The following is a 13,410-nucleotide window of genomic DNA, read 5'->3' as shown; positions in this document are numbered from 1 at the left end:
AAGAATCGTGGAGAACCTGATTGCGCTGCTGATCGCGGCGCCCCTGCTCGGAGCGGCCGTCCTTCTGGTCGGCGGCCGGCGGCTCGACGCCGTCGGCCACTGGATCGGCACGCTTCTGTCGTCCGTCTCCTTCGTGTTCGGTGTCATCCTCTTCAGCGACCTGCTGAGCAGGGACGCCGAGGACCGGACGCTGACGCAGCACCTGTTCAGCTGGATCCCGGTCGAGGGCTTCCAGGCGGACGTCGCCTTCCGCCTCGATCAGCTGTCGATGACGTTCGTGCTGCTGATCACGGGCGTCGGCTCGCTGATCCACCTGTACTCGGTCGGGTACATGAAGCACGACGAGCGGCGCCGCCGCTTCTTCGGCTATCTCAACCTGTTCCTGGCCGCGATGCTGTTGCTCGTCCTCGCCGACAACTACCTGCTGCTGTACGTCGGCTGGGAGGGCGTCGGGCTCGCGTCCTACCTGCTCATCGGCTTCTGGCAGCACAAGCCCAGCGCCGCCACCGCCGCGAAGAAGGCCTTCCTGGTCAACCGCGTCGGCGACATCGGCCTGTCGATCGCCATCATGCTGATGTTCACCACCTTCGGGACCTTCGCCTTCGGCCCGCTGCTCGGGACGGAGGGTGAGCCCGGCATCGCGGGTGACGCGAGCGAGGGCAAGCTCACCGCCATCGCCCTGATGCTGCTGCTCGCCGCCTGCGGCAAGTCCGCGCAGGTGCCGCTCCAGTCCTGGCTCGGGGACGCGATGGAGGGCCCGACCCCGGTTTCCGCGCTCATCCACGCGGCGACGATGGTGACGGCGGGCGTGTACCTGATCGTCCGCTCGGCGGCCGTCTTCAACGGCGCGCCCGACGCGCAACTCGTCGTCACCGTCGTCGGTGCGGTCACGCTGCTCTTCGGTGCGATCGTCGGTTGCGCGAAGGACGACATCAAGAAGGCGCTGGCCGGCTCGACCATGTCGCAGATCGGCTACATGGTGCTGGCCGCGGGCCTCGGCCCCATCGGCTACGTCTTCGCGATCATGCACCTGGTGACGCACGGGTTCTTCAAGGCCGGGCTGTTCCTCGGCGCCGGTTCGGTCATGCACGGCATGAACGACGAGGTCGACATGCGCAAGTACGGCGGCCTGCGCACCTACATGCCGATCACCTTCGTCACGTTCGGACTCGGCTATCTCGCCATCATCGGTTTCCCGGGTCTGTCCGGCTTCTTCTCCAAGGACAAGATCATCGAGGCGGCGTTCGCCAAGGGCGGCACCGAGGGCTGGATCCTCGGCGCATGCGCCCTGCTCGGCGCGGCCATCACCGCGTACTACATGACGCGCGTGATGCTGATGACGTTCTTCGGTGAGAAGCGCTGGCAGCCCGACGCCGACGGACACGAGCCGCACCCGCACGAGTCGCCCAGGTCCATGACCATCCCGATGATCGTGCTGGCCTTCGGCTCGGTCTTCGCGGGCGGCCTGTTCAGCATCGGCGACCGCTTCCTGCACTGGCTGGAGCCCGTCACGGGCCACAGCCACGGCGACTCTCCGGTCAGTGCCCTGACGGTCACCCTCGCCACCATGGTGGTGCTCGTCATCGGCGTGGCGATCGCCTACGCCCAGTACGGCCGGCGCCCCGTCCCGGTCGTCGCACCGCGCGGGTCGCTGCTCACCCGGGCCGCCCGGCGCGATCTCTTCCAGGACGACTTCAACCACGTCGTCCTGGTCCGTGGCGGCGAGCACCTCACGCGCTCCCTGGTCTACGTCGACCACACCCTGGTCGACGGAGTCGTCAACGGCACGGCGGCCTCGGTCGGCGGCCTCTCCGGGCGGCTGCGCCGGCTCCAGAACGGCTTCGCGCGGTCGTACGCGGTCTCGATGTTCGGCGGTGCGGCACTCCTCATCGCCGCGACCCTGCTGATGAGGGCGGTCTGATACCGATGTCCTTTCCTCTGCTGACAGCGACGGCGGCGCTCCCGGCGATCGGGGCGGTCGTCACGGCCGCCGTACCGGCCGCCCGGCGCAACGCCGCCAAATCGCTGGCCCTGGTGTTCTCCCTTGCGACACTCGCCCTGGCGATCGTCGTCCTGGTCCGCTTCGACCCGGACGGGGGCCGCTACCAGCTCACCGAATCCCACTCCTGGATCGCTGACTTCGGGGTCAGGTACGAGCTGGGCGTGGACGGCATCGGGGTGGCGCTCCTCGCGCTGACCGCGCTGCTGATCCCGTTCATCATCCTCGCGGGCTGGCACGACGCCGATCCGCTGGAGACGGGCGACGCCTCTCTCAGCAGCTTCGCTGCGGGGCGCTGGCGGCCGACGCAGGGCTTCTTCGCCCTGATCCTGGCCGTCGAGGCGATGGTGATCATCTCCTTCGAGGCGACCGACGTCTTCCTCTTCTACATCTTCTTCGAAGCCATGCTCATCCCGATGTACTTCCTCATCGGCGGCTTCGGGGACCGTGCCCACGAGCACGGTGAGGAGGCGGCGTCCACGCAACGGTCGTACGCGGCCGTGAAGTTCCTCCTGTACAACCTGGTCGGCGGTCTGATCATGCTGGCCGCGGTGATCGGCCTCTACGTCGTCGCGGGGAACTTCTCGCTCACGGAGATCGCCGAGGCCCGCGCCAACGGCACGCTCGACATGGCGACGAACACCGAACGCTGGCTGTTCCTGGGCTTCTTCTTCGCCTTCGCCGTGAAGGCCCCCCTGTGGCCGCTGCACACCTGGCTGCCCAACGCCATGGGCGAGGCGACCACTCCGGTCGCCGTGCTGATCACGGCGGTCGTCGACAAGGTGGGCACCTTCGCGATGCTGCGGTTCTGCCTCCAGTTGTTCCCGGAGGCGAGCAAGTGGGCGACGCCCGCCATCCTCGTCCTCGCGGTGATCAGCATCATCTACGGGGCGCTGCTCGCGGTGGGGCAGCGGGACATCAAGCGGCTGGTGGCGTACGCGTCGATCTCGCACTTCGGGTTCATCATCCTGGGCATCTTCGCGATGACCAGCCAGGGTCAGTCCGGCGCGACGCTCTACATGGTCAACCACGGGATCTCGACGGCCGCCCTGATGCTGGTCGCGGGCTTCCTGATCTCCCGGCGCGGCTCGCGGCTCATCGCGGACTACGGCGGGGTCCAGAAGGTGGCCCCGGTGCTCGCCGGCACCTTCCTGATCGGTGGTCTGGCGACGCTCTCGCTGCCGGGTCTCGCGCCCTTCGTGAGCGAGTTCCTGGTCCTGGTCGGCACCTTCGCGCGCTACCCGGCGATCGGCATCGTGGCGACCTTCGGCATCGTCCTCGCCGCGCTCTACACCCTCGTCCTCTACCAGCGGACGATGACGGGCCCGGTGAAGCCCGACGTCTCGGCGATGCCCGACCTGCGCGCGCGTGAGCTCGTGGTCGTCACCCCGCTGATCCTGCTGTTGATCTTCCTGGGCGTCTATCCGAAGCCCCTCACGGAGATCGTGAACCCGGCGGTCAAGCAGACCTTGTCCGACGTGCAGAAGAAGGACCCCCAGCCCGAGGTGGAGGCGGCCAAGTGAGCGCATCAGCCGTCCACAGCCTGTGGACAACGGCGGCAACCGCGGCCGACCCGATCTCGAAGATCGACTCGCCGAAGATCGAGTACGGGCAATTGTCGCCCACCTTGATCGTCTTGGGTGCGGCGATCATCGGAGTGCTCGTCGAGGCTTTCGTGCCGCGCAAGCACCGCTACTACGCACAACTGTTCGTATCCGTCGTGGCGCTGACCGCCGCCTTCGCCGCGGTGGTCGCGCTGGCGGAGGGCGGGTACGGCACCACGAAGGCACGCATCGCGGCCATGGGCGCGATCGCGGTCGACGGACCGGCCCTCTTCCTTCAGGGCACGATCCTGCTGGCCGCTCTGGTCGGCCTGTTCACCTTCGCCGAACGGCGCCTCGACCCCGAGGTGCACGGCAACCGGGTCGACTCCTTCGCCGCCCAGGCCGCCTCCGTACCCGGCAGCGACAGCGAGCAGGCCGCGGTCAAGGCGGGGTTCGCGACCACCGAGGTCTTCCCGCTGCTGCTGTTCGCGGTCGCCGGCATGCTGGTCTTCCCGTCGGCCAACGACCTGCTGACCCTCTTCATCGCCCTGGAAGTCTTCTCGCTGCCCCTGTACCTCCTGTGCGCACTGGCCCGCCGCAAGCGGCTCATGTCGCAGGAGGCCGCGGTCAAGTACTTCCTCCTCGGCGCGTTCGCCTCCGCGTTCACCCTCTTCGGCATCGCACTGCTGTACGGGTACGCCGGCTCGGTGTCGTACGGCACGATCGCGCAGGTCGTCGACGGCACCATCCAGAACGTGAACCCGGCGCTCGCCGACACCATGGGCAACGACGCGCTGCTCCTCGTCGGCGCCGCGATGATCGTCATGGGGCTGCTGTTCAAGGTGGGCGCGGTGCCCTTCCACATGTGGACGCCCGACGTCTATCAGGGCGCGCCGACCCCCGTCACCGGCTTCATGGCAGCGGCGACCAAGGTGGCCGCCTTCGGCGCGCTGCTGCGCCTGCTCTACGTCGTCCTGCCCGGCCTGCGCTGGGACTGGCGGCCGGTCATGTGGGGCGTCGCGATCGTCACCATGCTGGGCGGCGCGATCGTCGCGATCACGCAGACCGACATCAAGCGGCTGCTGGCGTACTCGTCCATCGCGCACGCCGGATTCATCCTCGCGGGTGTCATCGCGACCACCCCGGACGGCGTCTCGTCGGTCCTCTTCTACCTGGCCGCGTACTCGTTCGTGACGATCGGCGCGTTCGCGGTGGTCACCCTCGTGCGCGACGCCGGTGGCGAGGCGACCCACCTGTCCAAGTGGGCCGGGCTCGGACGCAGGTCCCCCTTGGTGGCGGCCGTGTTCGCGGTGTTCCTGCTGGCCTTCGCCGGTATCCCGCTGACCTCCGGGTTCGCCGGTAAGTTCGCCGTGTTCAAAGCGGCGGCGGAGGGCGGCGCGGCCCCGCTGGTCGTGGTCGGTGTGATCTCGTCGGCGATCGCCGCGTTCTTCTACATCCGTGTGATCGTGCTGATGTTCTTCAGCGAGCCTCGGCCCGACGGCCCGACCGTCGCCGTTCCGTCGCCGCTGACGATGACGGCGATCGCGGTGGGTGTGGCGGTCACGCTGGTGCTCGGTGTGGCGCCGCAGTACTTCCTCGACCTGGCGAACCAGGCGGGAGTGTTCGTGCGCTGAGCCGCTCCGCGCGGGCGCGTCAGCCTGTGTGCCTGTACGACGGGCCCGGTTCCCCAGGTGGGGGCCGGGCCCGTCGGCGTCGCACGGGTGATCCAGTCCGGGACTTCCCCGCGCCCGTCACCCGGAGCCGGCGGAGTCAACGGATCCTGCGGAGGCATCGGAGTCGCCGGAGTCACGCGAACGAGGCTGTGGATAACTCCGGCGCTGTCAGTCCGGACCCCTATCGTGGAGGCAGTGGTCGAGAGACGACGTACGGGGGACCAGTCGATGGGCGGGACGGGCGGGATCAGCGAGATGACAGGTATCACCGGGACACCGGAGCGGACCGAGAGCGAGGCGCTGGCCACGCTGCACCGGGTCTTCGGATACGACGCCTTCCGCGGCGAGCAGCAAGCGGTCATCGACCACGTGGTGGCCGGCGGCGACGCGGTCGTCCTCATGCCGACCGGCGGCGGCAAGTCGCTGTGCTACCAGATCCCCGCCCTGGTCAGGCCCGGCACCGGCATCGTGGTCTCGCCGCTGATCGCGCTGATGCAGGACCAGGTGGACGCGCTGCGGGCGCTCGGCGTCAACGCCGGGTTCATGAACTCCACGCAGGACTTCGACGAGCGGCGCGTGGTCGAGGCCGAGTTCCTCGCCGGGGAGCTGGACCTGTTGTACCTGGCGCCCGAGCGACTGAAGCTGTCGTCCACCCTGGACCTCCTCTCCCGCGGCAAGATCGCGGTCTTCGCGATCGACGAGGCGCACTGCGTCGCCCAGTGGGGCCACGACTTCCGGCCCGACTACCTGTCCCTCTCGCTGCTCGGCGAGCGCTGGCCGGACGTCCCGCGGCTCGCCCTCACGGCGACGGCCACCCGCGCGACGCACGAGGAGATCACCCAGCGGCTGAACATGCCGTCGGCCCGGCACTTCGTGGCGAGCTTCGACCGGCCCAACATCCAGTACCGGATCGTGCCGAAGGCCGACCCCAAGAAGCAGCTGCTCAGCTTCCTGCGCGAGGAGCACGCGGGCGACGCCGGCATCGTGTACTGCCTCTCGCGCAACTCCGTCGAGAAGACGGCCGAGTTCCTCTCCCGCAACGGGGTCGAGGCGGTGCCCTACCACGCGGGTCTGGACGCGGGCACGCGCGCGGCGCACCAGTCCCGGTTCCTGCGGGAGGACGGCCTGGTCGTATGCGCGACCATCGCCTTCGGCATGGGCATCGACAAGCCCGACGTCCGGTTCGTCGCCCACCTCGACCTGCCCAAGTCGATCGAGGGCTACTACCAGGAGACGGGGCGTGGCGGCCGCGACGGACTGCCCTCCACGGCGTGGATGGCGTACGGCCTCAACGACGTCATACAGCAGCGCAAGCTGATCCAGTCCGGTGACGGCGACGAGGCCTTCCGCCGGAGGGCCGCCGCGCACCTGGACTCGATGCTGGGGCTGTGCGAGACCGCCCGGTGCCGCCGCGGCCAGCTGCTCGCCTACTTCGGCCAGGAACCCGATCCGGCGGGCTGCGGCAACTGCGACACCTGCCTCACACCACCGGAGACCTGGGACGGCACCGTCGCGGCCCAGAAGGTGCTGTCTACCGTGGTGCGGCTTCAGCGGGAGCGCGGGCAGAAGTTCGGCGCGGTGCAGATCATCGACATCCTGACGGGCAAGCGCTCGGCCAAGGTGATCCAGTTCGACCACGACCAGCTGTCGGTGTTCGGTATCGGTGAGGACCTCTCGGAGGGCGAATGGCGCGGCGTCGTGCGGCAGTTGCTGGCACAGGGCCTGCTCGCCGTCGAAGGGGACTACGGCACGCTGGTGCTGACGGAGGCCAGCGGCTCGGTACTGCGCCGCGAGCGGGACGTGCCGCTGCGCAAGGAGCCGAAGAGGCCGGCGACCTCCAGGGCGTCGGGCTCCTCCGGCAGGGGCAAGGCGAAGGCCGCCGCGGCCGAGCTGCCCGAGGAACTGCAGCCCGCCTTCGAGGCCCTGCGTGCCTGGCGCGCGGAGCAGGCCCGCGAGCAGGGCGTCCCGGCGTACGTCATCTTCCACGACGCCACGCTCCGGGAGATCGCCACGGTCTGGCCGACCTCGGTACAGCAGCTCGGCGGGATCAGCGGGGTCGGCGAGAAGAAGCTGGTGACGTACGGGGAGGGCGTGATCGCCGTACTGGCCTCCCTGGGCGGGTCACCGGACACCACCGCTCCGGGGCCCGCCGCGAGCCCGGCCTCCGGCACCGCGCGGGGTGACGAAACGGATCCGGGTGCCTCCGACTACTGGCCCGAGATGGACGCCGAGCCGGAGCCCGAGGACTGGATATAGGCAACCTGGGCGCGGGCCTGGAGAGCGGGCGCGGGACCCCGGACGGCGGCGGGGGCGGAATCGCGGCGGGGGAGCCGGTCACAGAGCGCGCGTCGCGTACGCCCTGACGTCCGCGTCGGAGTCCGTCGTCGCTGTGGCGAGGGCCGCGCGGGCGGCTTCCGAGGCGCGGTGCCGGGTCAGGGCCAGGACGGCGGCCTTGCGGACGTCGGCATTCGGGTCGGCCAGCGCCTTGGCGAGGACGGGGAGGGCCGTGTCGGGGTGGGCCACGGACAGCGCCGTCGCGGCACCGGCGCGCACTTGCCAGGCGGGGTCGGCCAGAGCGCTCACGGCCCGCGCGGCGAGTGGCGCCGGGCAGCCGGTGGTGCCCAGGGCCCCGTAGGCGGCGGCCCGCACCAGGGCGTCGGTGTCGTCGACGAGCCCGACGAGGGCCGCGTGGACGGCGTCGTGCTCGGGGGTGATGTCCGCGTCGGAGCCGATGTCGCTCAGGTGGCCTGCCGCCACCGTGGCCAGGGACTTGGCGATGGTGACGCGGACCTCGCGGGACGGGTCGGCGGTCGCCGCGCGGGCCAGCTCCCCGGCGGCGTCGACGGAGACCAGGGCGCGGACGGCCTCGATACGGACGGCGATGTCGGTGTCGGTGAGCGAGCCCGCGAACAGGACGACGTCACCGAGCCGCAGAGCGCGCAGCACGTCCAGGGCCGCGGCGCGGACGACGGGATCGGGCTCGGCCAAGGCGGCGGCGAGCCCCTCGCGCAGGGCCGGTTCCGCCGGCAGGGTCTCGACGAGTTCGCGCAGCGAGGCCGCCGCGGCGGCGCGCACCTCCGGGGAGGAGTCGCGCAGCGCCTCGGCGAGCGCGGGACCGGTGCCCGAGGGCACGGTCTCGGTGAGGACGGCGACGGCCTCGCGCCGTACCGCGGCCGCCGGATCGGTCAAGTAGGGCAGCAGAGAGGCGAGTTCGGGCTCGCTCTCGGCGAGGGCGACGAGTTCGAGGAGACGAACGGACGACTGGGGGGAGGACTGATCGGGAACGGCTTCGGGCGTCGGGAGCGCCGAGGCGCCCGCGGACTGCGGGATGGCGGCCTCGGCCCCGGCGGCGACGGGTGCCACGTCCCGTGAACCGGCCGTGGCCACGTTCTCGGGGTGGACTTCGCCGAGCGGACGGGACAGCCCGCCGACGGGGGTGAACTCGTCGACCGGAACCAGATACGGAGCGACCGGCCGGGCCGTGAACTCCATCGCACCAGAGGGGGACTTGTGCAGATCGAGGTGATGGAACCAGGAGGCGTCGTCGCGGTGCGGGTGGTCGAGACGGTCGTGGTAGAGACCCCAGCGGGACTCGGTACGGGCCAGCGAGGCGCGCGCGGCCATCTCCGCGCAGTCCCGGATGAAGGAGACCTCGGCGCACCGCATCAGCTCGTGCGGCGTGCGGGCGCCCATCTCGGCGATGTCGACGCGCATCCGCTCGAAGGACTCCAGAGCCAGCGACAGCCGTGCGCCCGACTTCGGCGGTGCCACGTAGTCGTTCACGAAACGGCGCAGCTTGTACTCGACCTGGGGCTGCGGCGGGCCCTCCGGGTTGCGCAGCGGGCGGTAGATCAGCTCGTGTGCCTCGCGGAGCTGGTCGGCGGGAAGCTCACCGTCGTAGGCCGTGTACCGGGCCGCGTCGGAGCCGGCCAGGTCGCCGAAGACGAACGCGCCGATCATGTAGTTGTGCGGGACGCAGGCCAGGTCACCGGCGGCGTACAGGCGAGGGACGGTGGTGCGGGCGTGCTCGTCCACCCGTACGCCCGAAGCCGAATGGCCGCCGCACAGGCCGATCTCCGAGATGTGCATCTCGATGTCGTGCGTGCGGTAGTCGTGCCCGCGTCCGGAGTGGAAGGTGCCCCGGGTCGGACGCTCGGTGGAGTGCAGGATCGACTCCAGGGCGGAGACCGACTCCTCGGGGAGGTGGCTCAGCTTCAGGTACACCGGCCCCCGGTCGCTCGCGACCTCCGCCGCGAACTCGGCCATCATCTGGCCCGACCAGTAGTCGGAGTCGACGAAGCGTTCGCCGTGCCGGTTGACCTGGTAGCCGCCGAAGGGGTTGGCGACGTAGGCACAGGCTGGACCGTTGTAGTCCTTGATCAGCGGGTTGATCTGGAAGCACTCGATGCCGGTCAGCTCGGCGCCCGCGTGGTAGGCCATGGCGTAGCCGTCGCCCGCGTTGGTCGGGTTCTCGTAGGTGCCGTAGAGATAGCCGGAGGCGGGCAGGCCGAGACGGCCGCAGGCTCCGGTCGCGAGGACGACCCCGCCCGCGCGGACGGTGACGAACCGCCCCGTACGGGTGTGGAAGCCGACCGCCCCGATGGCGCGCCCGTCCTCCGGCGAGGTCAGCACGCGCACCGGCATCACCCGGTTCTCGATGCGGATCCGCTCCCGCATCTCGCGCCGCCGCAGCTGCCGGTACAGCACCTTCTTGACGTCCTTGCCCTCCGGCATGGGCAGCACGTAGGAGCCGGAACGGTGGACCTGGCGGACCGCGTAGTCGCCGTGCTCGTCCTTCTCGAACTTCACGCCGTACGACTCCAGGCGCTGCACCATGGCGAAGCCCCGGGTGGCGGTCTGGCGGACGGTGGACTGGTCGACGATGCCGTCGTTGGCGCGGGTGATCTCGGCGACGTAGTCGTCGGGCTCGGCGCGGCCGGGGATGACCGCGTTGTTGACGCCGTCCATGCCCATCGCGAGGGCCCCGGAGTGCCGGACGTGAGCCTTCTCCAGGAGCAGGACGTCCGCACTGTGCTCGGCGGCGGTCAGGGCCGCCATGGTGCCGGCGGTGCCGCCCCCGATGACGAGGACGTCGCAGGTCAGCTCCTCGGCGTCGCCGAGCGCGGGGATCTGGAGGAGGGTGTCCACCGGGGTGCCTTTCAGATGCTCAGTGAGGTCAGGACATCGCGCCGCAGGGCCACGCGCGCCGGGTCGTCGTGGGCGGCGCGGTCGCGTGGACGCGGCACGTCCCGTACGGCGAGAAGGCGGCCCGCGCCGAGGAGGGCCACACGGTCGCCGAGGAACAGGGCCTCGTCCACGTCGTGGGTGACGAAGACGACGGTCGCGCCCGTGCCGCGCAGCACCTCGACCAGCAGGTCCTGCATGCCTGCGCGGGTCTGGGCGTCGAGGGCGCCGAAGGGTTCGTCCATGAGGACGGCGCGCGGGCCCGCGGCGAGGGCGCGCGCCAGTTGCGCCCGCTGGCGCTGGCCGCCGGAGACGCGGTGCGGCAACTGCCGGGCGCGGTCGGCGAGTCCGACCCGTTCGAGCCAGGTCGCGGCCCGCCTTCTGCGCTCCGCGCGCGGTACGCCCTGGATCGCGAGCGGCAGTTCGACGTTGGCCAGCAGGGTGCGCCACGGGAGCAGGGCGTCCTCCTGGAAGACCAGCGCGCGCTCCGCCGCAGGTCCGCCGATCGGCAGGCCGTCCTGCTCCACGGCTCCGGCCAGCGCGGGCAGCAGCCCGGCCAGCGTGCGCAGCAGTGTCGACTTGCCGCAGCCCGAGGGGCCCACGACGGTGAGGATCTCGCCCGGCGTGACGTCCAGGTCGACCTCGGCCAGGGCGGCGGCGTCGGGGCGGCCGAGGGTCGCCGCGCGCAGGGTGAGCCGGGTCCCGCGCGCGGCCGTACCGGTGGCCGTGGTGGTCGCCCCTGCGGCGGCGGTGTCCGTACGGGTGGTCTCGCGGGTCTCAGACGAGGTGCTCATCGCGCGCCTCCTCGGGTTCGGGTCCGGTGGAAACGGCGGGGGAGGCCTCCGGCGACCGAGCGGCCGACCGGGGACTCTTCGGCCGGGGCCGGCCGGCGGGGACGTACGACGTGCGGGGCAGCCACCGGGTGAGGCGACGGCCGAGGAGTTCCACGGCCGTGGACGTGGCCCAGCCGAGCACGCCGATCGTGACCATGCCGACGAACACTCCCGGGTAGTCGACGACGGTGTAGTCCTGCCAGGTGCGGTAGCCGACGCCGTACTGACCGGAAATCATCTCGGCGGAGATCACGCAGATCCACGACACCCCGATGCCGACCGACAGGCCGCCGAAGATGCCCGGCAGCGCCCCGGGCAGGACGACCGAGCGAAGGATCCGCCACCGGCCACCGCCCATCGTGCGGACCGCCTCCTCCCATCCGGGGGCCAGCGCGCGGACCGCGTGCCGGGTGGAGACCAGGACCGGGAAGAACGCGGCGGTGAAGGTGATGAAGACGATGCCCTGTTCGTTGGAGGGGAAGAGCAGGATCGCGACGGGCACCAGGGCGATCGCGGGGATCGGGCGGACGACTTCGAGGATCGGTCCGAGCAGGTCCTCGGCGAGGCGCGAGCGTGCCACGAGCACGCCCGTGGCCACACCCAGGGCGGCGGCCAGGAGGAACCCGGCGACGATGCGGGTGAGGCTGTCGGTGAGGTCGGTCCAGTAGTCGTCGCCGGCCAGGCGGTCGGCGAAGGCGCGCGCCACGTCGGCGACCGTGGGGAACTGCGAGAAACGCAGCCACAGGTCGACGTCCAGGCTGGTCAGCAGCTGCCATAGGCCGAGGGCGGCCGCCACCGAGGCGACGCGCAGCACATACCTGGTCACGACGCCCGTCCCAGCGCGTCGGCGTACGTGACGACACGGGCGCCGCCATGCGCGCCGACGTAGGCCTGCGCGGTCGCCGGGGCGACGAACGGCAGCAGCGTCGTGCCGTCGGCCACCCAGACGGCCTTGTCGGCGAACCACAGGGTGCCGGTGGTGGCGTCGGGGACGTACGCGGCGCGGATGCCGTCCTTGTGCTGCGCGACATGGGCCAGCAGCTCGGCGGGCGTCTTGAAGGTACGGGTCTCCGTGGCGCCCTTGGGCCAGACCTCGCTCGCGGCCGGCGCGGGTGAGGCGGCGAGCTGCTTCGCGTAGGACGCGCCGAGCGCCTTCTTCACGTATCGGTCGTCGACGAAGGCGTCCACGTCGATGTCTCCGGTCAGCTTGGCCGCCTTGAGGATCGAGACGTCCTTCTTCAGTGCGGAGACCAGCTGTGGTTTGACGGCCGGATCGAAGGTGGAGATGCCGTGGGCGCCGTTGTAGAGGTAGACGACCTCGGCCGGCAGGCCGGTGGCCTCGGCGACCTTCTCGGCGGCCGTCACCGGGTGGGTGTCGAGGTAGTCGGTGGCTTCGGACTGCGCCTTGAGGAACGCCTCCAGCACGGACGGGCGCTTCTTCGCGAAGTCCTCGCGGGCGGTGACACCGTGGAAGGTGGGCAGGTCCAACTGGGCGCCGTCGTACAGGGCCTTCGCTTTGCCCTGGTAGGCCAGCAGGCCGGGCCAGGCCACGAACTGCGAGAGCGCGTCGGCGCTGCCCGCGGCGAGGGCCGACGCCCCGACGGCCGGCTGCTGGTTGAGCTTCTCGATGCCCTTGGCCGGGTCGATGCCGGCGCGCTTCAAGGCCCTTACGAGGGTGCCGTCCGCGGCGGAACCGATGCTGGTGGAGACCTTCTTGCCCTTGAGGTCCTCGATGGAGGTGAGCGGGGAGCCGGGCGCCGTGACGATGGTGTTGAGGCCGCCGCGGAGGTTGTAGCCGGTGACCGACACCAGGTGGGTGGGCTTGCCGAGCTGTTTGCCGCGGGCCGCGTTGATGAGGAGCGGGAAGTCGCCCATCGAGCCTATGTCGATCTTCCCGGCGGTCATCTGCGCGGTGATGGGGGCGCCGGTGGCGTAGTCCTGCCAGTCCACCTTGTAGGTCGTGCCGTCGCCGAGCGCGTTCAGCTCCTTCTCGAAGTAGCCGAGTGAGCGCAGCAGGGTGCCCGCCGTGACCGTGTTGATGGTCTTGGACTGGTAGCCGACGGTGACGGTGACCGTGGAGCCGCTGCCGGCCTCGGCGCTGCCGCAGCCGGTGAGGGGGAGCAGGAGCAGGGCGGCGGACGCGGTGATCGCGCTGCGTTTCATGGAGGTTCGGACCT

Annotated in this window: 8 protein-coding genes; 4 read left to right on the top strand and 4 right to left on the bottom strand. The window is 70.8% G+C overall.

Annotated elements, in window-relative coordinates; all coding sequences use genetic code 11:
• Positions 1 to 7: 7 nt before the first annotated feature.
• The 4 genes from nuoL to recQ all read left to right on the top strand — a co-directional run bounded on the left by nuoL (position 8) and on the right by recQ (position 7,472).
• The gene (gene nuoL, locus OG440_RS15240) at positions 8 to 1,921 is read left to right on the top strand and encodes an NADH-quinone oxidoreductase subunit L (RefSeq protein WP_406007371.1); all 1,914 of its coding nucleotides are present in this window, start codon (positions 8 to 10) and stop codon (positions 1,919 to 1,921) included.
• Between the two features lie 5 nt (positions 1,922 to 1,926).
• Complete coding sequence (locus tag OG440_RS15235; protein ID WP_406007370.1) at positions 1,927 to 3,522, top strand: NADH-quinone oxidoreductase subunit M; 1,596 nt, start codon at positions 1,927 to 1,929, stop codon at positions 3,520 to 3,522.
• Positions 3,519 to 5,177: an NADH-quinone oxidoreductase subunit NuoN gene (gene nuoN / locus OG440_RS15230; RefSeq protein ID WP_406007369.1), complete on the top strand. Its 1,659-nt coding sequence runs from the start codon at positions 3,519 to 3,521 to the stop codon at positions 5,175 to 5,177. The genes OG440_RS15235 and nuoN overlap by 4 nt, the downstream gene beginning before the upstream one ends.
• 267 nt (positions 5,178 to 5,444) lie before the next feature.
• Positions 5,445 to 7,472 carry a DNA helicase RecQ gene (gene recQ / locus OG440_RS15225; protein ID WP_406011362.1) on the top strand — a complete coding sequence of 676 codons (2,028 nt, stop codon included), beginning with the start codon at positions 5,445 to 5,447 and terminating at the stop codon, positions 7,470 to 7,472.
• Positions 7,473 to 7,550: 78 nt separating this feature from the next.
• Here the strand turns inward: recQ and OG440_RS15220 are convergent, their stop codons facing one another.
• Genes OG440_RS15220 through OG440_RS15205 form a run of 4 tightly spaced genes read right to left on the bottom strand, consistent with a single transcriptional unit; the run spans position 7,551 to position 13,396 of the window.
• Positions 7,551 to 10,364 (bottom strand): fumarate reductase/succinate dehydrogenase flavoprotein subunit, encoded by a 2,814-nt coding sequence (locus OG440_RS15220; protein WP_406007368.1) that lies wholly within the window; start codon positions 10,362 to 10,364, stop codon positions 7,551 to 7,553.
• Positions 10,365 to 10,375: 11 nt separating this feature from the next.
• Positions 10,376 to 11,194, bottom strand: coding sequence for an ABC transporter ATP-binding protein (locus OG440_RS15215; RefSeq protein ID WP_406007367.1), 819 nt, complete (start codon positions 11,192 to 11,194; stop codon positions 10,376 to 10,378).
• Positions 11,178 to 12,059, bottom strand: coding sequence for an ABC transporter permease (locus tag OG440_RS15210; protein WP_406007366.1), 882 nt, complete (start codon positions 12,057 to 12,059; stop codon positions 11,178 to 11,180). The genes OG440_RS15215 and OG440_RS15210 overlap by 17 nt, the downstream gene beginning before the upstream one ends.
• Positions 12,056 to 13,396: an ABC transporter substrate-binding protein gene (locus OG440_RS15205; protein ID WP_406007365.1), complete on the bottom strand. Its 1,341-nt coding sequence runs from the start codon at positions 13,394 to 13,396 to the stop codon at positions 12,056 to 12,058. The genes OG440_RS15210 and OG440_RS15205 overlap by 4 nt, the downstream gene beginning before the upstream one ends.
• Positions 13,397 to 13,410: the final 14 nt, after the last annotated feature.

Origin of the sequence: Streptomyces sp. NBC_00637 (assembly GCF_045161545.1) — a bacterium.
Taxonomy (GTDB): Bacteria; Actinomycetota; Actinomycetes; order Streptomycetales; family Streptomycetaceae; genus Streptomyces.
Note: the sequence above shows the minus strand (reverse complement) of the source record. Positions and strands in the feature narration are given on the sequence as shown.